Source organism: Catenibacterium sp. RTP21428st1_D7_RTP21428_210409 (assembly GCF_040227455.1).
Lineage (GTDB): Bacteria > Bacillota_I > Bacilli_A > Erysipelotrichales > Coprobacillaceae > Catenibacterium > Catenibacterium mitsuoka_A.
The window spans coordinates 1-24,183 of the sequence record NZ_JBEHVX010000016.1; the positions used below are offsets into that span (position 1 = coordinate 1).

Here is a 24,183-nt window from a genome sequence, read left to right on the forward strand (position 1 = left end):
CGGTCGCGCGAATTGGGATAAAGGGGCATGCCCCTTTATCCCAATTCCTTAATTCCAGTTTCATTTTACAATTGAGGATTGATTTTAAAAATAAAGAAATTAATATCAACAAAACTATTAATTTTGTCGGAAAGGATCCAATTATTCGACCACCAAAAACAAATAACAGCTATCGAATACTAGGAATGTCTAACACCGTTTTTAACATTCTTAAAATGGTCCAACAAGAACAAAATGAAAAAAAACAATTTTTAAAAGAACAATATATTAATCCTAATATAGTTTTCTCTACTCCATTAGGAGATTATATACATAGAAATAATATCAATAAAAGATTAAACGCAGTAAAAAAGGAACTGATTATGAATATATAACAGTTCACTTCTTAAGACATGCTAATGCAACATTGTTAATTATGAACGATGTAGATATAAAAGTAGTCTCTTCTCATCTAGGCCATAATGATATTCAAACAACAGCTAATATATATGCTGATGTCTTAAAATCCAAGGAACATCAGATAGCTCAACTAATCGAATTCAATCTTGAAGATGACCAATAAAAAACAGGCTTTTTTACTTAATATTTCCAAATTAGTGCGTAAATAAGCGTAAAATTTGAATATCAATCAAAAAAAGTGCTGATTATATCGGCACTTTTTGAGAATTGAATTTATTCAACACCAACAATAAATGAGTAAACTGGCTGTTTACCAACATGAACTTCACATTCTACATCTTCATAGTTTTCTTCAATGAAGCTTCTAGCTGCTTCCTGTTCTTCTTCTGTTACGTCTTCACCACAAATAAGTGTAACGATTTCAGAATCTTCATCTACAAGATTGCTTAAAACATTCTTTAATGCTTCTAGCTTATCTGGTACACAAGCCACAATCTTCTTTTCACATAAAGCCATATAGTTATTTGCTTTTATTTCTAAACCATCAATTGAAGTATCCTTGATTGCGAAAGTAACCTGACCAGTCTTTACATTCGCAATAGCTTCCTTCATTTCATCCACATTTTCATCTAATGTTGCTTCTGGATTATACATGATAGCAGCAGATAATCCCTGAGGAATAGTCTTAGTAGGTAATACCACAACGTCTACTTCTCCTTCTAATACTGTAGCCGCCTGCTGTGCAGTCATGACGATATTAGAGTTATTTGGAAGAATGATGACATGTTTTGCATTCACACCCTTGATTGCTTTAACGATATCTTCAGTTGCGGGGTTCATTGTCTGACCACCAGATACAACATGATCACAATTTAATTCAAGGAACATATCCTTAATACCATCACCTGCAGCCACAGAAATAAGAGCCATTTCCTTAGCAGGAGCCATTGGGATTTCTTCTTCTTTTTCTTCTTCAGATACTTCAGTATTCACTACAGTTACCTTAGTGAATTCACCAAAACGAAGACCTGTATTTAATGCATTACCAGGCTTTAATGTATCTACATTACCAATAACCTTATTATCTTTCTGTGCTACATCTACGTTCTTACCTGGTAAGTTCTTTAACTCATTGATGAAACCATCTAAGTTGAATGCATTCATCTTTCTTTCATCAATCTTTAATGTGAACTGTACACGATAACCATAAGGCTTTTCTTCTTCCTGTACAATTTCCACATCACTTGCGGCACCAACATTGTCTACTTTTTCAATCACTTCACCAGCAAGAGCAGCCATGAAACCAGTTAATACTAATAATAAACCAGCTCCTCCTGAGTCAACTACACCTACTTCTTTTAATACTGGAAGAAGTTCAGGTGTATTATCTAAAGACTTTTCAGCACTCTTTACAAAGTAAGAGAACCAGTCTTCAATTTCCATATCTGGCTGTACATACTTAGCAGCTACATCAGCAGATTCTCTGATAACTGTTAAGATTGTTCCTTCTACTGGACGCATAACTGCCTTATAAGCCACTTTAGCACCAGAAGAGAATGCATCAGATAATTCTGCAACATTGGCAGTTTCTTTGCCTTTAAGTGATTTAGCTACACCTCTAAAGATCTGAGAAAGAATAACACCAGAGTTACCTCTTGCTCCCATTAATAAGCCTTTAGAAAGAGTTTTAGCGATATCACCAATAGGTGTATCATCAGCAAGCTTTTCAACCTGTTCAGCCCCAGAATTGAATGTAAGAGACATATTAGTACCTGTATCTCCATCTGGTACTGGGAAGACGTTTAAAGCATCTACCTCAGGATGATTATTATGTAATACGATGGCCCCGCTTAAGACCATCTGTTTAAACATTTTACCGTTAATTTCCTTCATGCTTCATCCTCCTAGTCCATTACACGGATGCTCTGAACATAAACATTCACAGCTTCAACATCAATATCTAGAGTCTTTTCTAGTACATATTTAACTTTCTTCTGTACTTCATATACGATTTCAGAAATCTTCACACCGTAACCTACAATAATATAAAGATTAATAATAGAACCAGTCTGACCTTCTTCAACAACAATTCCTTTAGAATAATTATCTTTACCTAGAAGATCATAAAAACCATCCATCATCTTCTGGCTAGCCATACCTACAACACCATAACATTCTGTTGCAGCTCCGCCACAAATAGTAGCAATAACGTCAGTTGAAATATCTATATTTCCAAGATCAGTTGTTTTTTTAATCATATTGATTCCTCCATTTTTATTCTTTTTTCATAATAGTAATTATATATCATATACACAAACATTACAAACAATTAGGATTATAGCAAACAATAAAGATTTTTCAATCCTTATTTTGTCCATATATTCAACTTTTTTTACATTTTGGACAGATTAATTAAAAAAATGATTGATTTTTGATGAGGTAGATGGTAAGATACACGAGTATGTGAAACAAGTAAAAGGATGGTGAATTCAATGTCTAGAAAATGTCAGCTTAGCGGTAAAGGACCTATGTCTGGTAACAACCGTTCTCATGCATTAAACGCTACAAGAAGAAAGTGGAATGTTAACTTACAGAAAGCTACTGTCATCATCGATGGTAAGCCTACAAAGGTAAGAGTTTCTGCAAGACAGTTAAGAACTTTAAGAAAGAGCGCTTAATCGATATAATAATAGAGGCTGGCAACAGCCTCTTTTATTTTACTACGTCTAACACTTTTATAAGTTTGTCTATTTCGTATGTGACAGCTTGAGAAGTGTTTTTTTGATGTCCTGGATTAAAGTAGCATGTATCAATTCCTGCGTTCTCTCCACCCTTTATATCACTTGTAAGTGAATCTCCGATAATAATTGTGGTATCAGGATCATAGTGGGTCTTTTCTTTAATATAATTAAAGTATGTAATATCTGGCTTTTCATGCCCTACATCTTCTGAGATGAATATATCATCAAATAAGTCATAAAGCCCTGTACCCTTTAATTTGCCTAACTGAGCGACTTTTGAGCCATTTGATGCTGCATACTGCTTGCAATGTGGTTTAAGTGCCAAAATGACTTCTAAGGCGAATTCATTCAAACAATAATAAGTACCTAATGCTTCCTGATAATCCTTATTAAACTGAACACCATCAATAGAAACATTAAGTAGTATAAAAAAGTCTACAAAACGTTTCACCATGAGTTCATTTCTTCTTGAATGATCCTTTTCAATCATCTTCCAGCATTCTTTATTAATCTTTTTGTATTCTTCAAATTGTGCTTCTGTCATAGATACGCCATGCTTCTCTAAACATTTTTCCATGCTGATTCTTTCAGACATTTCAAAATTAAGAAGTGTGCCATCTATATCCCATAATATAGTTTTATATTTCATAATGTCCTCCTTATTTCATTATACAAAAAAGATAGGAATACTCAATATCCCTATCTCTTGAATGATTTCTTAAATTGATCAAAAATAGATTCTTTTTCATCTAATTCTTTAAGTTTTGTATAAAGGTCTTTTTCTTTCTTGCTTAACTTCTTAGGAATAGAAACGTTAACCTGAACATACTGATCACCATAAGTATCACCACGCATGTTCTTGACACCTTTACCCTTAAGTCTCATGACTGTACCAGTCTGTGTTCCTGCTGGAATCTTCATAGTGACATCACCATAAACAGTAGGTACTTCAACTTCACAGCCAAGAGTTGCATCTACTGCAGAAACTGGAACTGATATAGAAATATCATTACCGTTTCTCACAAAGTATTTATGTGGACGTACATAGATTTCTACATATAAGTCACCATTAGGTCCACCATTGACACCACGCTGTCCTTTACCAGCGACACGCAACTGCTGATGAGAATTAATACCAGCTGGGATTGTTAATTCTACAGTGACATTCTTATTAATATATCCTGAACCATGACAATGTGGGCACTTATCCTTGACTACCTTACCTGTACCATGACAGTCTGGGCAGACTGATTCATTAATGATAGTACCAAATGGTGAACGCTGCTGTACTCTAATACGTCCTGTTCCACCACATCTAGAACATGTATGCACATCATTAGGATTCTTAGCACCTGTACCATGACAATGAGAACACTGTTCATCATAGTTAATCTTAAGTTCAGTCTTTTTACCTTTGATAGCATCCATGAAATCAATTTCTATCTGAACATAACGGTCTTCACCTTTTTGTGGTCCTGTAGGTCTTCTAGAACGTGACTGTCCTCCGCCAAAGAATGAACCGAAGATATCGCCAAAGTCCATATCTTCAAATCCGCCAAATCCCTGGCCACCAAATCCTCCAGCACCTGCACCACCCTGTTCAAATGCTGCATGTCCATAACGGTCATAAGCAGCCTTCTTATTCTCATCAGAAAGAACTTCATAGGCTTCATTAACTTCCTTGAACTTATCTGCTGCATCTGGCGCTTTATTCACATCAGGGTGATATTTCTTTGCCATCTTACGATAGGCACGTTTTATTTCATCTTTTGAAGCATCCCTAGATACACCAAGGACTTCATAGTAATCTCTCTTATCTGCCATAAATTACACCTCATTTAATATAAGCCAAGGGGATTGCCCTTGGCTTTCTTGTTAGTTCTTTTCAGTAAAGTCTGCATCAACGAAATCATCGTTATTGTTGTTAGATGAAGTGTCTGCACCTGCTGTATTACCAGCATTCTGCTGCTGATACTGAGCAGCAGCCATCTGCTGAGCGATCTGTTCAAGTTCACTCATCTTAGATTCAAGAGTAGCCATATCATTATTGTCTAATGCAGTCTTAAGTTCATCTCTTAAAGCTGTAGCCTGGTTCTTCTGATCTTCTGGAAGGTTAGCACCCTGTTCAGCTAAAGCCTTATCAATCTGGTTAATCATAGCTTCTGCTTTGTTCTTAGTTTCGATGTCTTTACGTTTCTTTTCATCGTCAGCTTTATTGCTTTCAGCTTCCTTAACCATTCTATCGATTTCTTCTTCACTTAAACCTGTAGAGTTCTGAATAGTGATAGACTGTTCTTTGTTTGTCTTCATATCTTTTGCTTTAACATTTACGATACCGTTAACGTCGATATCAAATGATACTTCAATCTGAGGAATGCCTCTTGGAGCTGGTTCAATACCATCAAGTTTAAATAAGCCTAACTGCTTATTATCTTTAGCCATTGCACGTTCACCCTGTAGTACGTTAATATCTACAGCTGGCTGGTTGTCAGCAGCAGTTGAGAAGATCTGTGATTTAGTAGTTGGGATAGTTGTGTTACGAGGGATTAATACTGTCATAACACCACCCATAGTTTCGATACCAAGTGATAATGGTGTAACATCAAGTAATACGACATCCTTAACATCACCAGTGATAACACCACCCTGGATTGCAGCACCCATAGATACTACTTCATCAGGGTTAACTGACTTGTTAGGTTCTTTTCCTAATAATCTCTTAACTGATTCCTGTACTGCAATGATACGAGTAGAACCCCCAACTAGTAAGATCTGATCGATTTCAGATGCAGATACTTTCGCATCAGTTAATGCCTGTCTTACTGGAACTTCTGTTTTAGCAACTAAATCAGCTGTTAATTCATCAAATTTAGCTCTTGTAAGAGTCATATCTAAATGAAGTGGTCCATTAGCACCAGCAGTGATATATGGTAATGAGATCTGAGTCTGCATCATACCAGATAAGTCTTTCTTAGCCTTTTCTGCAGCATCTTTAACTCTCTGCATAGCCATCTTATCAGCACTTAAATCAACACCGTTTTCTTTCTTGAATTCAGAAACCATGTAGTCCATAACTTTCTTATCGAAGTCATCACCACCTAAGCGGTTGTTACCTGCAGTGGCTAATACATCAAATGTACCATCATATAAGTCAAGGATAGAAACATCGAATGTTCCTCCACCTAAGTCATATACTAATACTTTCTGTTCCTGTTCAGTTTTATCTACACCATAAGCAAGTGCTGCTGCTGTAGGTTCATTGATAATACGTTCAACATCAAGGCCTGCAATCTTACCAGCATCCTTAGTAGCCTGACGCTGAGCATCATTGAAGTAAGCTGGAACTGTGATAACAGCCTTAGTTACTTTTTCACCTAAATAGCTTTCAGCAGTAGCCTTTAAGTTCTGAAGAATCATTGCTGAAATTTCTTCTGGTGTATAATCACGACCATTTACATGTTCTTTATAGTTTGTACCCATATGTCTCTTGATTGATGCTACAGTATCAGGATTTGTAACAGCCTGACGCTTTGCAGCTTCACCAACGATGATTTCACCGTTCTTGAATGCAACAACCGATGGAGTTGTTCTCATTCCTTCTGGATTTGCAATTACTTTTGCTTCACCATTTTCCATAACACTGACACATGAATTTGTTGTACCTAAATCAATACCAATAATTTTACTCATAATAAGTTCTCCTCCTATTAATCCTTATTCACTTTCACTAAAGTTGCTCTAATTACTCTATCTTTTAACATATAACCTTTTTGTAATTCTTCAGTCACAATATTTGGACCAAAGTCAGGATTATCATCCTGCATGACTGCCTGGTGCATATTTGGATCAAATTCCTTACCCTGTGCTTCAATCACAGTTACACCATTCTTACCAAGAATATTCATTAACTGGTTCAAAATCATCTTATTACCCTTAAGAATATTCTTACCTTCTTCGCTTTCAGGCTCAACAGTTAATGATCTTTCATAGTTATCAATAACTGGTAGTAACTCTTCAATAAAAGACTGCATTGCATACTTTAACTGATTCGCGTGTTCATTTTTAAGTCTTTTCTTTAAGTTTTCCATATCAGCGAATACTTTATAATAATCTGTCTTCCACTTGTTGATTTGAGATTCTAAATCCTTAATCTTTTCATCTTTAGGATCTACTGTTTCTTCAGCTGTTTCTTCAGTTGTTTCTTCTTTTACTTCTTCAGCTTCTTCCTTAGTAGATTCTTCAACAGTTTCTTCTGCTTCTTTCTTCATTTCTTCTGCCATGGTCTCACCTCTTCTACTCATCATTTTCCTTGATGATTCTTTCTATATTTTCAGTAATATATTCTACAAGCGATACAACTTTCTTGTAAGGCATACGTGTTGGACCGATTACAGAAATCGTTCCTTTACTAGCTCCTCCTGTATCAAAAGAAGATGAAATAACTGATACATCATCAAGTCCAGATACATTTGAATCATCACCAATCAATACCTTGATGCCATCATCATCAGTTGGTGCTAAGAAATTCCAGTTTGATGAATTTTCAAATGCACTCACTAATTTTCTTAACTTGTTGACATCATTGTATTCTGGTTGATACAGCAAATGATCTTTACCAGAGAAATATACATTGTTTCTTGCAAACTTCATAAATGCTTCTAAGAAAGCATTAAACAAGATTTCATGTTCCTTGATTCTCGTATTGAGGATTGGCTTGACATCGTTTTCTAATCTATCTGCCACCTGATTGATTGGTGTGCCAACTAATGTGTCATTCATTACCGCCACACAAGATTGTAAATCATCCAAACTCAATGTCTCAGATAAAGTGAAAACTCGATTTTCTACATGTCCCTTATCCGTTACAATAATCGCAGTGACATTACGCGTCCCAATTGGAACAAGTGTAATGTTCTGCAGACATTCATAACTTGAATTAGGTCCTAGAGCAACCGCCGTCAGATCAGTCAACTGGCTTAACATTTCGCAGCTTTCTTTAATCAAACTATTCAATGATTGATGTGTATCACTAAAGATAGTTGCAACCTGATTCTTCACCTGTTCGTCGACATTTGGCTGAAGCAAAGTATTTACATAATAGTAATATCCCTTCTTAGAAGGAACACGGCCAGAAGATGTATGTGTCTTCACTAGAAAACCAAGTTCTTCAAGCTTGCTCATTTCATTTCGAATAGTGGCGCTTGAATATGGTAATTCATATTTTGTCATCAGAAGCTTAGATCCAACAGGTTCTGCTGTTTCAATAAACTCTTCGACAATATATTTAAATATAAGCATTTGTCTTGCCGAAAGCATCCCAAGCACCTCCTTAGCACTCTTTTTCCTCTTGTGCTAGATTCATTATACATTCTTTTTTAGCAGTGTCAAGACTTTAGTGCTAGTTTATATTAAAAAGGGGTTCTCTTATTTGAGAAACCACTTATTCTGGTAAGAAATCTAGAAGAATGGAATTAAGAAGATCGAGTGTATCATTTGTTTTCAAATGATTGTTTTCAATAATCAACGAATGATTACCTAGGTTCTTAGTAAGAGCTTCTTTATAGACATCTTCTACAGAACAATGATATCTTCTTTTAAATTCATCAAGGTCTAATCCTTCTTTTAGACGTAAAGACATCATAAGATAATTAAACATTGTATCTTCAATTGTTTCTTTTTCTATATATATTGTATTCTTCCCCTTCAAGTAATCAGTAAGACTACGCGAGTGAGAAATAAGTTCATCATCTATTTTACCTGTCGCACCAATGCCCACACCATAATAATTATCATAATGCCAATAAACTTTATTATGTTCTGATTCATGATTTCCTAACGCAAAGTTAGAGACTTCATAGCGATGAAAACCAGCATGAGAAAGTGTCTCTACAATATAATCACTCCACTTTCCTTCTGTCTCTTCATCAAGAGGTTCATAGTTGTCATAAAGTCTTGTATGTTCCTCCAATATAAGTGAATAATAAGATAAATGATTAATAGGAAGTGATAAGGCAGTCTTTAAATCTTCTTGGACATCTTCTAATGTCTGATTAGGAAGTCCATACATGAGATCAATAGAGATATGCTTAAAGCCTATAGAGCATGCATTTCTTATTACTTCTTGCGCAATATCAGAAGTATGATAACGTTCAATCCTTTTTAATAAATCATTATTAAATGTCTGTACACCAACGCTTATTCGATTCACACCATGAGTATGCATACATTCTAGTTTATCAAGCGTTGCTGATTCAGGATTGACTTCTATTGTATATTCGAGAGTATCATCCCCTACAAAAGGATCAACCATACTTAATAATGCATCTAATTGATTTAAAGAAAGAGCACTTGGTGTTCCTCCTCCTATATAAATAGTTCTCATAATATGATGGGGAAGAGCGTTAAGTTCTTCCTTTAATCGTTCTAGATATTTTAAGACAAACTCTTCACGATAATAGACCTTTGCGAAATCGCAATAAGAACAGATATGATCACAAAAAGGAATATGAATATAAAGTGCTTTTGTTTCCATATTATATCCTCATCAAGAAGAGTTCTAATCCTCTAAATTTATCTACTGTACCTGTCTTGATTGCATAATCCAGTTCTGATAAGTCATAAAGTTTTTCCATGAGTTCAGTAATATCAAAATGTGCTGCATTTTTACGAATTGGATAGATAGCACGAGGATTAAGACCTAGTGCTGAGGCAATATCATTATCACGATATCCCTTCTTGCTCATAATAGAGACCTGGTAGAGATTACGTAACGCATTCGCAATTAAACCAATGAGTTCTAAAGGATCATGTTTCTTAGAGATTAAGTCTTGATAAACACGCATTGTATTTCTTAAATCATGATTCAATAATGCATTAGTTAACTTAAAAACATCCTCTTCAACTCGTGGTGGGACTAATCTTTCAACATCTTCTTTCTTTATACTATGTGTATAGAGACATAATTTCTCTACCTGATTAGAAATAGTCAAAAGATCATTTCCACAGCGTTCTAGTAATAAAGCAAGAGCATTGTCTTCAATAGAGGCATTTCTATGAACAATGGCTTCTCTAGTAGCCTTATAAAGCTGATTGAAGGTTAATTTCTCTATTTCATACCATTTCGCGTTTTTACGTAATGATTTAACTACTTTTTTTCTTTCATCAAAGTTACGCTGATCATGATATATTACAAATAATGTTGTTGGATTATCATGTTCAATATAATCTAAAAATAACTTGATATCTTCATCTGTGACTAGCTTCTTTTTAGGCTTCTCTTTTGTAAGAAAGATTGGATTCTTTAATACAACCATCTTATATTCTGTTAAGAAAGGTTGTGTTAAAGCATCTTCAATAATGTCCTTCATAGGTGTTTCACCTGCATGATAGACCATATAGTTCATATCATCGCTTGTACATTGATATTTCTTTTTTAAGTCTTCTAATCTTTGTGCAAGTAATAGTTTTTCTTCTCCATATAATACAATATTCATAGTTCTCCATCCTTTTGTCCTATTCTACCATATATTCATGATTAACGGTAAATAAGATGTTCTCCTAAATAAGTGATAATAGAAAAGCTACCATCAAGATCTGTACGCAGTATTTTAATCTTTCTTTCTTCTAATCGTTTAATGACAATATGAGCTGGATGCCCATAGAGATTATGTTCTCCTACACCAATCATTGCGATACGAGGATGAACCATTTGAAAGAATGTTACAGAAGAAGAATAACCACTGCCATGATGTGCAACCTTCATTATATCGTTATAGTAATACAATCTTGCATTTTTTCGCTTTGATAAGAGCATATAAGCATTTCAGTAGAAATAAAATACCCTTGTATCGTTTAAGCGACAAAGGGTGTAATATATCGTTATTATGATACAAGTTTGTTCTATATATAATATAGAGAGAAGTATTCATAAAAAAGTGCCCTTTTTAGGGTCACTTCTATACACTTACAAACTGGAATTTATTTAGTTCTTGTTATGCTGTTTTGCTATGCTTTTTTGAGTATTATTAACATCTGCTTTCAGTCGCTCTACATTATCGTATGCCAATCCAAATTTAAAAATCTTTTTCCCTTTTTTATCATAGAATACAGTTAATTTATCATAACTGTAGGTGGGTACAATATTTCCATAATCTAATCCTGTTCTATATGTTTCACTTTTTGTTTTTGATGTTTTAATATCAGACATACGATATTCCTTATTTTTAAAACCAATATGATAAATCACTTTTCCTTTATAAACTTCAACTCGTTTTGTAGCTGAGACAATACCTATAATTCCAAAAATAAAAAGAGGTAGGGGTATAATTATAAGGAATATTGCTAAAAATGTGTAATAAACAAATTCCTGCATAAAAATACAGCTAAAAACAGTTGTGGTTATGAAAATGATACTTATAAGAATCATTAAGCAGCCCACAATCAGATTTAATATTTTTCGACCTTTTTTCATAGCGATACAGTATCTATATGCACCTAAATTTTCCATATAGTTTCCTCCATAACTTCTAAATTTTTCTTTGCGTATAACTTCTTTTCAAACTGAAACCTGCTTGGCTTTATCATAAGGCTGAGTAGATCATAAAAACGCCAAATAAAAATACTAACAAAGCAACAATCTCTATACGAAAATCAAAGCATTTGAAAACCTCATTCCCATATTTTTCATTCTTAAATACGGAAATTTCTTTTCCAATATTTCTCTTTCCCAATGACAAAAAGATACAACCATGTGCAGTATGATATTTTTTGTTTTTAATCTTCACTATATAAGCATGCTTTTTGACATTAACACCACCTACTACATAACCTGCATTTTGTTCTACAATGTCGATTATGTTCCCTTTGCATTTTTCGCCAGTAAAAACAACCCTATATTTTATGTATAGAATTAATAGTGATGTGAATATAAAAATACTCCCTAAAAGCCACATTGAGTACACTCCTATAATTAAATCTTGTTCGTGTTAAATTCCAATTTATTTACTTATAATTATAACAAGAATAACAATCTCTATAAAGATAAAAAAACAGCAGGGGTCATTCTGCTGTTATATTTTTACCTTGATATTTTGATCACCTATAAAATTCACTGTAATCGTTCCGTCAGCATTAACAAGCATATCTTCGACTGTTCTTTTCATTAAATCATAATCGTAGTCGGCAATAATGTTTTCTAGCTTTTCAAATTTAATGATAAATTCTTCTAACTTGCTAATCTCTCTTTCATGTAAGTTATTATCCTCGATTAAAGCATTGTAATTTTCTCTAGCCTTATCGTATTCCTGACTATGTTGCTTAATTAGTAGTTCGTATTTCTCAAAGGGTAAAGGCTTTACTTTCTGATTATTTATAATTTCTCTGTATACCTGTTCCGCTTTATCCATTGCTACTGCTGCTTGTCTTATTTCTTCTGCATAACTTTTGTTCTGATTCTTTATTTCCAACAGATACTTGATGTTATCTATAATCTCTTTTTTGTTAACCAAAAGTTGATTTATAGCCTCTACAAATATTTCTTTTAATCTGGTTTCATCAATTGCTAAAGTGCTACATTTATCACCCTTGTACTTAGCGTTACATCGATATATGATTTTTCGATACTTGCTATTGGAATGCCAAACTTTTGAGCCATACGCTTCTCCACATTCTCCACAAATAATCATTGATGAGAAATCTCTTGCTGCTGAACTCTTTTTCTTTTTGCTTTTTCTTTTCATCAAAAGTTGAACTCTATCGTATACTTCTGCGGATACGATTGGTTCGTGATGATTTTCTACATAGTATTGTTGCAGTTCTCCTTTGTTTTTAATGAGCTTCTTCTCCAAATAATCATTGATGTAGTATTTCTGCATCAAACAGTCACCTTTATACTTTTCATTCTTTAAAATAGATAAGATTGTAGAATTATCCCATTTATCTTTACCAGTTACTGTTTTAATACCATCTCGTGTCAGTCTTTTTGCAATTTCAACTGTAGTTTTTCCATCAAGGTATTCATAATAAATTCTTTTTACTATTTTTGCCTGCTCTTCATTGATGACAAACTCTCCATCAGGACCTCTATCGTATCCTAAGAATCTTGAAAAGCCTAAACATCCATGACCATCCGCCATTCTTTTTCTTTGACCCCAAGTCGTATTTTCTGAAATAGATCTGCTTTCCTCTTGTGCCAAAGAAGATAAGATAGTTAAGAGCAATTCTCCCTTTGAATCAAGTGTATAAATGTTTTCCTTTTCAAAAAAGACTTCAATACCTACGTTTTTCAATTTTCTTACGGTGGATAGTGTATCTACTGTATTTCTTGCAAATCTTGAAATAGATTTAGTCACTATCATGTCAATCTTTCCATCAAGTGCATCTTGAATCATCGATGTAAAGCCTTCTCGCTTTTTAATACTTGTTCCTGTGATTCCTTCGTCTGAATACATTCCTGCAAATTCCCAGTCACTTCTTGAATTGATGTAATTCGTATAATAGTCAAGCTGTGAATTATATGAATTTTGCTGTTCATCTAGTTCGGTTGAAACACGAGCATATCCTGCCACTTTTTTCTTTTTCAATTCAATAGAATTGTCTTGAATGATGTCTTGTTTCTTTTCAGGAATAACCGTCACTACTTTCTTTGTCTGCATCTTCGTTTTGGCTCCTTTCGTTCTATCATTTTCATTGTTTTATCCTTAAAAATGTATTCTAAATAATCATCGTACACTTTTATATGATCTACTCTCATTTTGAATTCGTTCTCATCTTCACAAATCGAAAATGTATATTCATTCAATTTTTCTTCCGTAATGTATCTAGCGTGACAAGTTTTACTAATTTCATTGCCTTGACATTTCCATATCTTTTTACCATGTAATGTTCTTCTACAAAGTGCCCTTTCACAATGACCACACTTCATTTTTCCAGAAAAACAAATGAAGGTTTTCTTCGGAGTTTCCTTTGCCTTTTGTTGCATTATTGCCTGAACATTTTCAAATGACTCTCTATCAATAATTGGTTCATGTACATCTGACAAAATATACTTTGGTACTTCCCCATAATTTCTAGTACATTTTCTTACCCTTGGCGAGTAAAATTGTTGAAGCACTCTATCTCCAATATAAATACGATTCTTCAAAATATCTTTTACTGTTCCTCTTGTGAAATTTTTACCCGTTACTGTTTTTGCAGTTATCAATTCAGATATTTTCTTTGGTGACATTCCATCAAGATATGCTTTATAGATGAACCTGACGACCTCGGCTTCTTTCTCTACAATCTTATAAATATCTCCATCCCAATCGTAGCCATAACATCTTGAGAAATGATGATATACCCCATCTTGCATTTGTTTGTTTTTACCCCACTTAACATTCTGAGATATTGATTCAGATTCTGCTTGAGCAAAGGATGCTAATAATGAAAGAACTAATTCTCCATCGGAATTGAAAGTTGAAATACGATCTTTTTCAAATCGAACTTCCACATTCAGTGATTTCAGCTCTCTACACGATTCTAATAAGTCCACTGTATTTCTTGCAAATCTAGAAACCGATTTTGTTAAAAGCAAGTCAAATCGACCAGCTCTAGCATCATCCATCATCTTCAAGAATTGCTCTCTACTTTCCGTGCTTGTCCCTGTTATTCCTTCATCAACATACACTTGAACGAACTCCCATTCTGGATTTTTTTTAATCATCTCTGTGTAATGTGACACTTGATTAGCTAAAGAATGTAGTAAACTATCCGAACTAACAGAAACTCTTGTATAAGCTGCTACTTTTCGTTTTTTTATTTCTTCTTTTAATAATGGTAGCTTAATAATTTTCAAATACACCCACTCCTTTCGCACTTGTATTAACCCTCTAATTCAAGAACATATCAAGCTTTATTTGATACAATATTTGAAGATTATTTTGCCCATATTTTGTAGTCATTTCGTGCAAAAAGATCTTATATTCTTTAGGTGTGATGACACCTTTATATAGAAACTTTACAGCTAAATCCATTGTTATTATGAAATTAATTTGTTCCATAAGAGACACCTCCTATGTAACAGGCAAAGAAAATAGTTCAAATTTTACCCCGAAAAATAAAAAAATGCCTGCAAGAGAAATTAATCTCCAACAGGCATTACTTTTAACCTAAAATTTGATTGACTCGATTTTGAACCGCATCATAATTATATCCTGCTGCAGTCAGTCTTTTCTTTCTATCAGTTCCATTTCCCCAATCACCACGAATCACCTCTTTGGCGAGAGTATCAATCGATTTTGTTGGTGTAGCTTTTCCACCATCAAGGATTTCATTTACTTTGCTTTGAACAGCATCATAATCATAACCTGCAGAAGTCAATTTGTTTTTTCTGTCAGAGCCATTACCCCATAAACCTTTAATAACTTCTCTTGCAAGTTCATCGATGGATTTTTTATTTGATTTTGGATAGACAATATTTCCTCTCTCATCAAAAACAAAATATCCCTTATGAGAATCAGCACATCTTTTCGCATTATCAAGTGACTTAAATGCACCCTTTTGCGATTTCACATTAGACCATGATTTTCTAACTCTATATAAGCTTTTACTTGGTGTAACAGAAGAGCCACCAAGCTGTGCTGTCACCTTTTTAGCAAGTTCACCAAGTCTTGAATATAACCAATCACCAGGACACGTCTTATTTGCAAACCATCTGTGAACTGTAAGAACCATTTCATCGGACTTTGGACTATAATTAAGAGTCTTATTCTTATCTCCAAACCAGATAAGTTTCTTTTTACCGTTTCTTTTACAGATGTCTACACAAAGTTTGATAAGGGTAGAATAAACCTTATCATTCATCCAATAAGGATGCTTTGTGTCTGATGCACATTCGATTGTTACGGCTCTTTGGTCATTTGAATTTGAAGAAGAACACCATGAACGGTTCTTCTCTTCTACATACATTCCGACTCTACCATCAACGCCGATTCCATAGTTACAGCTTGCTTCCCTTGATGTAGGGGCAAAGATATTACCTAAAGTTTCAACACTGCATTGACCCACTACACAGTGTGGTGTAATGCGATCAATGGCGTGAGTTCTTCGTCCTGAATGATTCGGACTAAGTCTTGTATAAGATACTAAATTACTATTTGACATCAATTATTCCTCACTTTCCGCTCTATCATGGAGCTGTTCTAAAACGTCTTTGATTTTTACTGGAATTGGAAGTCCCAAATGTCCTGCATTTTCAAGAATACTTACACCTTCATTGGAAATGTAGAAAAAGATAACTGCCGTTCTAAGAACACTGCCTGTACCGATAACCTCTACATCAAGAATGTTTGCAATTCCTACAAGCAAGAAAATAAGCACCTTTCTGCAGATACCCTTAAATCCGACAGCACTAGATAATTTCTTATCCGCAACTGCACACATCACTCCAGTGATGTAATCGATGACTACAAATAATAAAAGTGCGAAAACCAAACCATCGCACCCTCCTAAGAAATAACCAAGCCATCCCCCAATTCCTGTAAATACAAGTTGAATTACATTCCAAAATTCCTTCATAAATTTATTCCTCCTTTTCAAGAATTTTTGATATAGAAAAAGCGACCATCCTTATTGGACAATCGCCTGATCTAACTTTATTAATTTGTTCTTTTCCACATATAAACTACTAAATAAGGTGGCATATTGTTATGTGCTACAGAGCCTCCCTTTGAAGATGTTAAATAGCTGTACTCATTGCCCTCAGCTAAATTTGTTTGTTCTTTCCACCACATTTCAATAACCGTTTTACCAGTTAAAGATTTTGCAGCGCTTGCCGTCATTCCTTTACCAAACACACCCTCAAAATCAGAAACCATTTCTCCATTGTTAGACATATTATTAAAGAATGGTGTATCGTGGGCATGATTTGGCATTTCATTGACTGATAATTTATGACTAGCCTCACCACCGGTAGCACCATTTCCATAAGTGCTTCCAGCACCAAGTAAAAATCTATCCTTTAGCTGTACCCAAGTACCACCAAACAAGGTAGTAGGATTGGTTGAATTAACAGATATATAAATACTTCCTATCGGATAGATATAATCAATTATCTTTTTCCCTCGAACTCTAAAATCCCATTTTTCAGAAATTTCAAAGGTATTATCATACTCAGCAACCTTTCCAATGGCGATTCCTTTACCACCCGCTTTATAATCCATAAGTACAGACGCAGTTGAAATAGTATCTGTTATGGATACTGAAATAAACGCATCCGATATTGTGTACTTAATATCGTAAGAATACTCAGACGAAATGCTGCCACCAAAAACAAAGGAATATCCACTCGAAAACGTCTTACTTGCATTAATCCAAGAACTCTCTGTTGATTTTTTGTAATAGACTGAAGTAGTTATTGAATTCTTACTATTACAAGAAGAATAACTAAACGATACTAATCCTTTTACATAAGTTCCATCATCCAAAAGTGAGCCTCCACTATTACACCTTTGCGATGAGTAAGAAGATATAACAGGCGGACTATACGCAATTACTGTTATTGAAATCGTCTTTTCATCCGATACCCTACCTCTTGAGTCAGTAACTTTAGCGGTAAATGTTATCGTTCCTGTTGTATTTAAAAAGCCTGTGGTAAAAGAAGAAGAGGTAGAACTAAATCCACCTCCACTAATACTATATGAACTAATTGTTGAACCTTGAATTCCCGCTGCTCCATTAATTGCAAGTGTTACTTTTGATTTTCCTTGCACATAGATACCCCAGCTAGATGGAACATCTCCATCAACTCGAGTAGCTGTAATACTAGACAAACTAGGTTTCATTGAATCCGGTATTTTAAGTGATACTGTAATGCTTTTTGAACCAACGCTTGTACTTCCACTATAAGTTGTGCAAGTAATTGTCACTTTGCCAGAAATAGAACTTGGTATTTGCTGAGCAAGTGTAAGCGGCGGTGTCCAAGATACAGAAGTAGCAGTTGTCTTTGAAACAATTGTTCCCTTAGCATTTCCAAAAGCATATGTCAGCGTATGTGTAAACGAACTAGATGCACGAGAAATACTAATCGTAGATGCACTTCCCATCACTCCACTTGCCATTGATATTGAAGATGCTCTTGGGATTGTATTTAAAGTATGCGTTCCACTTGCTCTTACACTTACTGCATAAGTATAAACCCCTGCCTCACAACTTAAACTGAAAGACTTCGTACCGTCTGAATTATGTGTGATAGTAGTACTACCCGATGCAATAACTTGGTCTTTTTTAAGCTGAATTCGAGTATCGCTTGAATATACAGTTTTACCATTGATGACTGCTTTAAAAGCACCTGACATTACCCAACTTCCGCCTCCGGCAGAACCAGAACCTTTTAAAGTCCAAGCAATCGTAGTTGTGTTATTTGCAACGCTTTGACTGGTTTGCGACCATGAAAGAGTAATGGATCTGCCTTCTTTTTCATTCGTTGTTATGCTTCCTGATGATGCCATACATTTCCTCCTATCTAGTTTCCGGATTTCTCCATACTACAGAGAGATTCCCTGATGTTCTTGGAATAAAGTCAAACCATCCTCTCGTTTCATTTCCTAAAGATAATTTATTTCTAATTTCTGCATTAGTAATAACTAAACTGTTGTTTGAAATAAATGCGATTTTCTGTCCATTTTCTTTAAAGGCAAGTTCTTCATTGGAAAGTTCTGCAGTAAAGGCATTTCCAATCTTTCCTAATTCAATTAACGCGCCCTTAAAGCGAATATACTCTTCTAGCAACTGTTGGTTTGTTGCCACATTGTTTTTAATCTCATCAGTAACAGCAGTAAAATCCATTCTGATTTCTGTGCTGTTTTGAGTGATACTTGTTTGGAAATCTTTTTGAATACTCTCAAGTTCTGTCTTATCAATGTAGGTATCATGCACAATACTTAATATCTGATTAGAAGTCTTGGTTATCTCAGAAAAACAATTATGGACTTGTTCTTTCAAAGCACCTACATCTTGAACTGTTCCATCAAACTCAGTCAGCTTATCGTTAATTGAATCCAATTTTTCAGTTTTAGAGAGAAATTCATCTTCAAGAGCAGATAGGTTTTTATCATTTTTTACACTAATATCGGAAAGAGTTACACCACTTGCACCAATGGTGATTGTATTACCGGATGGTTTTAAATAATCTCTAGTTCTTGATAAACAAAGATAAGTTCCATCAATTCCATGTGGCTTTGAAACACACTCAACATACATTCCTGCATGGATACTTCCAATATTAACTCCCGTTTCTGATTCGTCCACAATAGTTAGCTTAATGCTAGTAATTCCTTGAATTAAATTAGAAAGTCTAGTCCTAGCTTTACTTAAAAGATTACCTGGAACTGTTACATTCTCCCAAACTTCCGATGCCCAAATCCATCCGATTTCATTTACTGTATCTTCGTCATAAATATAGTTTTTACCTTCGTTGACTCCTGTAATATCAACTCTCTCATTCGATTCAGTTTCCACTCCTTCTTCATCGATGATTTTCTTTCTTGCACCAAGCGGAATCAAAGCACTGACTCGTTGCATATGATCTCTTGCTATTTCTACATCAAGCAGATTTTTTCCATATTCTACTTTTTGTAATGACTTTATTTTAAAATCATCAAGGTAATCTAAAAATTTACCATTTTCGGTATAACGAACTTTTAGATATCCACCATGAGTATCAATCAGTTTCTTTTTAATTGCATCAAGGGTTACTGAAAACTCAGAATTTGAATATGAAACATAATCGTTGTTATCTTCTACAGTTACAACTCCAACAGTGAATTTCTTTTTCTCTTCCACTTTTTCATTATGAATAGAAATAAAATATTCGAGTAATCCTTTGAGCGTTCCTTTATATTCAAAAGGAGGCTGTATTGAATCTTTTAAATATGAAAGAGCACATTCACAAACCCAAGTATGTGTATTATGAAAATCACTGCCATCATCAAGTGCTCGCCCTTCAAAAATAGTTTCACTTCCATATTTACAAGTAATAACCGATGACATCGGTTTAACCAAATTTAAATAAGGATGATTAAATGGTGCTGATAATGTGAATGAGTCGATATTTTCTGCATCTTCTTTTATCTGTGCTTCTAGTATCGTAAGCCTTGATAAATTAGGATGATAAAAGATATTTCCATCAACATATACTTTAAAATCACTCATAGACAGCCCTCCCTATAGGAGAAACTAACTGTTCCTGTAGTTTCAATAGAAACAGAGTTACTTCCATAATGCAGTTCAAATTCAGGCATTACCCAAGTACCGGCACTCAGTGTTTTATGGAAATTATCTTCTTCAATCTTCCATTTCAAAACTGTTTCCGATGTAGTAATAATAGTTGGAACTACCGGCATAAAATCGTTTTTAAGATTTATCGTTCCATTTCCTGTTTGTATTTCTTCAGTAAGTTCTGCATGATATCGGTAGCTATCACCATCCATACATTCAATTACAAGCTGTCCTTTAGAAATTAATGGGTCATAAGATGAATTAAGGTTCAACGTCCCAATGCAGTAAAGATTCGGCTCTTCACTGGTTTTAATTCGACAGAGTTTACCATTAAATTTATTTGCCATTAATAACACTTTTTCATCAAAAGTTTTTCTAGTTCCTAGCATAGATAAAGTAATAGTAAAAGCTCTCGGTTCATATGATACAGAACCAAGAGCCTCATTAAATCTTATTGGAGAATTTCTACCAGGTACAATGACAGTTTCTGTTTGTGCTTTTGGAATAGGAAAATCTATTTTTTCTCGAATCCACCCCATACTAAGCACAGATATATCATTAATATAAATATCCGGTATCATAACGAAAGCCTCCTTGTAAGTTTTTGTTTATTGCCAAGTCCCTCATCAAGAGCAGGGAGTAAATGACCTACCAAAGTTCCATCTTCAAGATAAATTCCCTTACTGCTGTTATCTGCAATAATTGATAGATACTTTTCCATCACGCCTGTATTAAGGTGACTTGAAATCATAGCCTCTAACTGTTTATAGAAACCAGAAAGAGGAAGAATTGCCTCTGCACCGGCTTCTCCTCCTGCCATAAGGGAAGAACCATTCATTCCAAAGACTGTAGGTCTTGTCATGATACCACCTTCCTTGTACCAATCAATCGATAGCTTAGGAACTGATGGTGGCATAATAGATAGCTTTCCTGAAACTTTGAAATGTGGCAACTTAATATGCGGAAGAGATATTTTCATACTGCTGAAGAACCCTTTGATTTTATCTACGATTCCTTTAATCGTATCTCTTGCTTTTTCAATCGGAGTGACAATTGCCGTTTTTATCTCATTCCATACTGATGTTGCAGTACTTTTGATGCTATTAAACACACTCGACATCGTTGACTTCACAGAATTAAATACAGTTGTTACTGTTGTTTTTACAGCATTAATTGGTGTAATGATTGCTGTTTTGATTCCATTCCAAACAGTAGTAGCAAAAGTCTGAATTGCAGTAAATACTGTGGTAATTACGGATTTAATCAAATCAAGAACGGTAATAACAACATTTTTTATTGATTCCCAAATAGTCGTAAACACCATTTTTATGCTATTTAAAACTGTAGTTATCGTGTTAGATACTGCATCAATAGCTGTGGTTACTTTAGATTTGATTGTATCCCACACAGAGATGACGATTTCTTTACAATTCTCCCAAATGAAACGAAATGGTAATGTGATGATATCAAATGCACCTTGAAGGATTGAACCAATAAACATAATGGCAGTTTGTACAGTATTTTTTATTCCTTCCCAAAGGTTTACAAAGAAAGTAGAAATACCTGTCCAAATGCCAATAAAGAAATCCTTAATCCCAATCCATATTTCATTCCAAGAAGTACCGAACCAACCTAGAACAACATCAGCAATACCTCGAATTGTATTCATACAAGTTGTAAAAGTATTCTTGATGAAGTTCCAAACAGAACCAAATATTCCTTTTACACCTTCCCAGACCTGTGTCCAATTGCCTGTAAAAATACCAATGAATACATCCAAAATACCGGTAATAATTCCAAGAGTTTCTTCTAATACATTGGCAATCTGAGAAAATACACCTTCAAATACTGGTCCTAAAAACTCACATAAACCATTCCAAATTGCGGATACAATTTCTTTGAAGTTTTCAAAATCAAACCCTAAAGCATTTAATCTATCCGTAATACCTTGAGCAAAACCAGTAAAGATTTCTTTTATTCGATTCCATATAGCTATGATGTTATCTCTAAATTCTTCATTCGTTTTCCAAAGATGAATAAATGCAGCGACCAATGTTCCTATCATCGCTACCACAGCAATCACAGGAGCAGATATTCCACCAATTGCTACACCCACCTTTGTCATTACACCAGATACACCTCCAGCATTTGCTACAAGTTCACTGATTTTAAGTCCAAGCTTACTAAACGCCTGGATACTTACACCGATTTTTGAAATCACACTTCCAAGTATCAAAAGAAATGGACCAAGAGCAGCAACAAATAGTCCTATCTTTACTATCACTTGTCTTGTTCCATCATCAAGGTTATTTAGCCAATCTACAAAACCTTGAATCTTTGAAACTATATTTTTTATCATCGGCATCAATGTTTCACCGATTGAAATCGCAAATCCCTCAACTGCAGATTTTAAAATAGTAAGTTGACCATGAAGGTTATCAAGCTGAGTGTCTGCCATTTTCTGTGCAGCACCATCACTTTTTTCTATTTTCTTTTGAAGATCACTCCATGTATCACCGGTGTTTGAAAGTAGAGCATTTACTGATGCAAGGTCTGTTTTATTGAAAATCTGACTGATGATATTTGATTTTTCAGCAGCCGTCATTCCATCCATACTCCTATTTAAATCACCTAAAATATCATTTAGGCTACGCATATTACCCCCACTGTCATAAACCTCCACACCAAGAGATTTCATTAGAGAAGTTGCTTTATCTGTTGGATTTTGAAGTGAAAGAATTACGTTTCTTAGATGAGTACCTCCCTCAGCACCTTTAATACCATTATTAGCTAAGATGCCTAGTGCTGTATTTAATTCTGCAGTGCCACCTTTTACTGTTTTTGCAGTTGCACCGATAGTAAGGATTCCTTCTCCTAACTGTCCGACAGATGTATTAGTAGTGGATGCAGTTTTAGCCATCTGATCTACCATCTTATCCGCATCAGATACTTCCATACCAAGAGCTGACATTGCGTCAGTAACCATATCAGAAGCACTAGCTAAATCGATATTACCGGCTGCTGCCAAATTTAAAACAGTAGGGAGCGCATCAACCATCTGTTGAGTATCGTAACCGGCAAGTGCTAAGTAGTTTAGAGCCTCTGCACATTCGCTTGCAGAATAAGCTGTTTTAGCACCCATTGTTTTAGCAAGGTCATTTAGTGTATCCATCGTATTAACAGATTGACCATCAACTTCAGACATGGAATCTTTGGTAATACCCATTGTAGCCTGTACTTGGCTCATTGAAGATTCAAAGTCCGCTGCTGTTTTTACAGATGATACACCCATAGTCGTTACTGCAGCAGAAGCAACAGATGCCTTTTTACCAACATTGGTTATGCTGTTTCCTGCATTTTCAAACTTAGTACCCACATCACCGATTTTAGTCAGTGTCTGATTTGTCTTTGAGGCCTGTGATTCTAGCTTTTTAAGTTCTGTCTCTGTTTCGGCAATCTCTCTTTGAAGTGCATCATATTGAGATTGACTGATTTCTCCTTTTTGGAGTTGTTCATTTGCTTGTTGTGCTGAAACTTTCAAGGTAGCTAGTTTTTCTTTTGTATCTGAAATTGCCTGTGTTAATAACTTTTGCTTTTGAGTAAGTAGGTTTGTATTTGTAGGGTCTAGCTTTAAAAGTTTTTCTACATCCCTAAGGGCAGACTGTGTGTTTTTAATCTGACCATTTACACCCTTTAAAGCTGTTTGAAGTTTAGTGGTATCGCCACCGATTTCAACAGTGATACCTTTGATTCTGTTTGCCATTGGCTGATACCTCCTTAAAAAATTGCA

Annotated in this window: 24 protein-coding genes; 3 read left to right on the forward strand and 21 right to left on the reverse strand. The window is 34.8% G+C overall.

The window, feature by feature from the left end; translation table 11 throughout:
- Nucleotides 1–374, forward strand: a 374-nt coding sequence (locus tag ABUA27_RS03930) for a site-specific integrase (protein ID WP_349820252.1), incomplete at its 5' end; no start/stop codon positions are given.
- On the forward strand, nucleotides 371–562 hold the full coding sequence (locus tag ABUA27_RS03935; RefSeq protein WP_349820279.1) for a tyrosine-type recombinase/integrase: 192 nt from the start codon (nucleotides 371–373) through the stop codon (nucleotides 560–562). The genes ABUA27_RS03930 and ABUA27_RS03935, both read left to right, overlap by 4 nt.
- Before the next feature lie 110 nt (nucleotides 563–672).
- Here the strand turns inward: ABUA27_RS03935 and ABUA27_RS03940 are convergent, their stop codons facing one another.
- Nucleotides 673–2,292 carry a DAK2 domain-containing protein gene (locus ABUA27_RS03940; RefSeq protein ID WP_317374614.1) on the reverse strand — a complete coding sequence of 540 codons (1,620 nt, stop codon included), beginning with the start codon at nucleotides 2,290–2,292 and terminating at the stop codon, nucleotides 673–675.
- Nucleotides 2,293–2,303: 11 nt separating this feature from the next.
- Nucleotides 2,304–2,657 carry an Asp23/Gls24 family envelope stress response protein gene (locus ABUA27_RS03945; protein ID WP_022425068.1) on the reverse strand — a complete coding sequence of 118 codons (354 nt, stop codon included), beginning with the start codon at nucleotides 2,655–2,657 and terminating at the stop codon, nucleotides 2,304–2,306.
- A 234-nt stretch (nucleotides 2,658–2,891) separates the two neighbouring features.
- Between ABUA27_RS03945 and rpmB the strand changes: the two genes are divergently transcribed.
- The gene (gene rpmB, locus ABUA27_RS03950) at nucleotides 2,892–3,077 is read left to right on the forward strand and encodes a 50S ribosomal protein L28 (RefSeq protein WP_022425067.1); all 186 of its coding nucleotides are present in this window, start codon (nucleotides 2,892–2,894) and stop codon (nucleotides 3,075–3,077) included.
- Nucleotides 3,078–3,111: 34 nt separating this feature from the next.
- Here rpmB and ABUA27_RS03955 read toward each other — a convergent pair whose 3' ends face one another.
- The 19 genes from ABUA27_RS03955 to ABUA27_RS04045 form a co-directional block, all read right to left on the reverse strand.
- On the reverse strand, nucleotides 3,112–3,789 hold the full coding sequence (locus tag ABUA27_RS03955) for a YjjG family noncanonical pyrimidine nucleotidase (RefSeq protein WP_129981026.1): 678 nt from the start codon (nucleotides 3,787–3,789) through the stop codon (nucleotides 3,112–3,114).
- 50 nt (nucleotides 3,790–3,839) lie between these two features.
- Nucleotides 3,840–4,964, reverse strand: a complete 1,125-nt coding sequence (dnaJ, locus tag ABUA27_RS03960; protein ID WP_117459041.1) for a molecular chaperone DnaJ — start codon at nucleotides 4,962–4,964, stop codon at nucleotides 3,840–3,842.
- A gap of 51 nt (nucleotides 4,965–5,015) precedes the next feature.
- On the reverse strand, nucleotides 5,016–6,830 hold the full coding sequence (dnaK, locus tag ABUA27_RS03965; RefSeq protein WP_022425790.1) for a molecular chaperone DnaK: 1,815 nt from the start codon (nucleotides 6,828–6,830) through the stop codon (nucleotides 5,016–5,018).
- 17 nt (nucleotides 6,831–6,847) lie between these two features.
- Nucleotides 6,848–7,420: a nucleotide exchange factor GrpE gene (gene grpE, locus ABUA27_RS03970; protein WP_129981025.1), complete on the reverse strand. Its 573-nt coding sequence runs from the start codon at nucleotides 7,418–7,420 to the stop codon at nucleotides 6,848–6,850.
- 13 nt (nucleotides 7,421–7,433) lie between these two features.
- Nucleotides 7,434–8,456 (reverse strand): heat-inducible transcriptional repressor HrcA, encoded by a 1,023-nt coding sequence (gene hrcA, locus ABUA27_RS03975; protein ID WP_022425792.1) that lies wholly within the window; start codon nucleotides 8,454–8,456, stop codon nucleotides 7,434–7,436.
- A 124-nt stretch (nucleotides 8,457–8,580) separates the two neighbouring features.
- A complete protein-coding gene (gene hemW / locus ABUA27_RS03980) occupies nucleotides 8,581–9,672 on the reverse strand; it encodes a radical SAM family heme chaperone HemW (protein WP_317374605.1) in 1,092 nt (363 codons plus the stop codon).
- A gap of 1 nt (nucleotide 9,673) precedes the next feature.
- Nucleotides 9,674–10,633: a DNA polymerase III subunit delta gene (gene holA, locus ABUA27_RS03985; protein WP_287844944.1), complete on the reverse strand. Its 960-nt coding sequence runs from the start codon at nucleotides 10,631–10,633 to the stop codon at nucleotides 9,674–9,676.
- 41 nt (nucleotides 10,634–10,674) lie between these two features.
- Nucleotides 10,675–10,902 (reverse strand): ComEC/Rec2 family competence protein, encoded by a 228-nt coding sequence (locus tag ABUA27_RS03990; protein WP_349820253.1) that lies wholly within the window; start codon nucleotides 10,900–10,902, stop codon nucleotides 10,675–10,677.
- 219 nt (nucleotides 10,903–11,121) lie between these two features.
- Entirely contained in the window at nucleotides 11,122–11,646 is a 525-nt protein-coding gene (locus ABUA27_RS03995) for a hypothetical protein (RefSeq protein ID WP_349820254.1), read from the reverse strand.
- Between the two features lie 73 nt (nucleotides 11,647–11,719).
- Nucleotides 11,720–12,091 (reverse strand): hypothetical protein, encoded by a 372-nt coding sequence (locus ABUA27_RS04000; protein WP_349820255.1) that lies wholly within the window; start codon nucleotides 12,089–12,091, stop codon nucleotides 11,720–11,722.
- 117 nt (nucleotides 12,092–12,208) lie between these two features.
- Nucleotides 12,209–13,792 carry a recombinase family protein gene (locus ABUA27_RS04005; protein WP_349820256.1) on the reverse strand — a complete coding sequence of 528 codons (1,584 nt, stop codon included), beginning with the start codon at nucleotides 13,790–13,792 and terminating at the stop codon, nucleotides 12,209–12,211.
- Nucleotides 13,774–14,973 (reverse strand): recombinase family protein, encoded by a 1,200-nt coding sequence (locus ABUA27_RS04010; RefSeq protein ID WP_349820257.1) that lies wholly within the window; start codon nucleotides 14,971–14,973, stop codon nucleotides 13,774–13,776. The genes ABUA27_RS04005 and ABUA27_RS04010 overlap by 19 nt, the downstream gene beginning before the upstream one ends.
- Before the next feature lie 34 nt (nucleotides 14,974–15,007).
- On the reverse strand, nucleotides 15,008–15,178 hold the full coding sequence (locus tag ABUA27_RS04015) for an SHOCT domain-containing protein (protein ID WP_349820258.1): 171 nt from the start codon (nucleotides 15,176–15,178) through the stop codon (nucleotides 15,008–15,010).
- 103 nt (nucleotides 15,179–15,281) lie between these two features.
- Nucleotides 15,282–16,280, reverse strand: a complete 999-nt coding sequence (locus ABUA27_RS04020) for an N-acetylmuramoyl-L-alanine amidase (protein WP_349820259.1) — start codon at nucleotides 16,278–16,280, stop codon at nucleotides 15,282–15,284.
- A 3-nt stretch (nucleotides 16,281–16,283) separates the two neighbouring features.
- Nucleotides 16,284–16,694, reverse strand: coding sequence for a phage holin family protein (locus tag ABUA27_RS04025; RefSeq protein WP_349820260.1), 411 nt, complete (start codon nucleotides 16,692–16,694; stop codon nucleotides 16,284–16,286).
- Nucleotides 16,695–16,774: 80 nt separating this feature from the next.
- Nucleotides 16,775–18,625 carry a DUF859 family phage minor structural protein gene (locus tag ABUA27_RS04030; protein ID WP_349820261.1) on the reverse strand — a complete coding sequence of 617 codons (1,851 nt, stop codon included), beginning with the start codon at nucleotides 18,623–18,625 and terminating at the stop codon, nucleotides 16,775–16,777.
- 10 nt (nucleotides 18,626–18,635) lie between these two features.
- Nucleotides 18,636–20,327, reverse strand: a complete 1,692-nt coding sequence (locus ABUA27_RS04035; protein ID WP_349820262.1) for a phage tail protein — start codon at nucleotides 20,325–20,327, stop codon at nucleotides 18,636–18,638.
- The gene (locus ABUA27_RS04040; protein WP_349820263.1) at nucleotides 20,324–20,974 is read right to left on the reverse strand and encodes a hypothetical protein; all 651 of its coding nucleotides are present in this window, start codon (nucleotides 20,972–20,974) and stop codon (nucleotides 20,324–20,326) included. The genes ABUA27_RS04035 and ABUA27_RS04040 overlap by 4 nt, the downstream gene beginning before the upstream one ends.
- Nucleotides 20,971–24,156 carry a phage tail tape measure protein gene (locus ABUA27_RS04045; RefSeq protein ID WP_349820264.1) on the reverse strand — a complete coding sequence of 1,062 codons (3,186 nt, stop codon included), beginning with the start codon at nucleotides 24,154–24,156 and terminating at the stop codon, nucleotides 20,971–20,973. Before ABUA27_RS04045 ends, ABUA27_RS04040 begins: the two co-directional genes overlap by 4 nt.
- Between the last annotated feature and the right edge of the window lie 27 nt (nucleotides 24,157–24,183).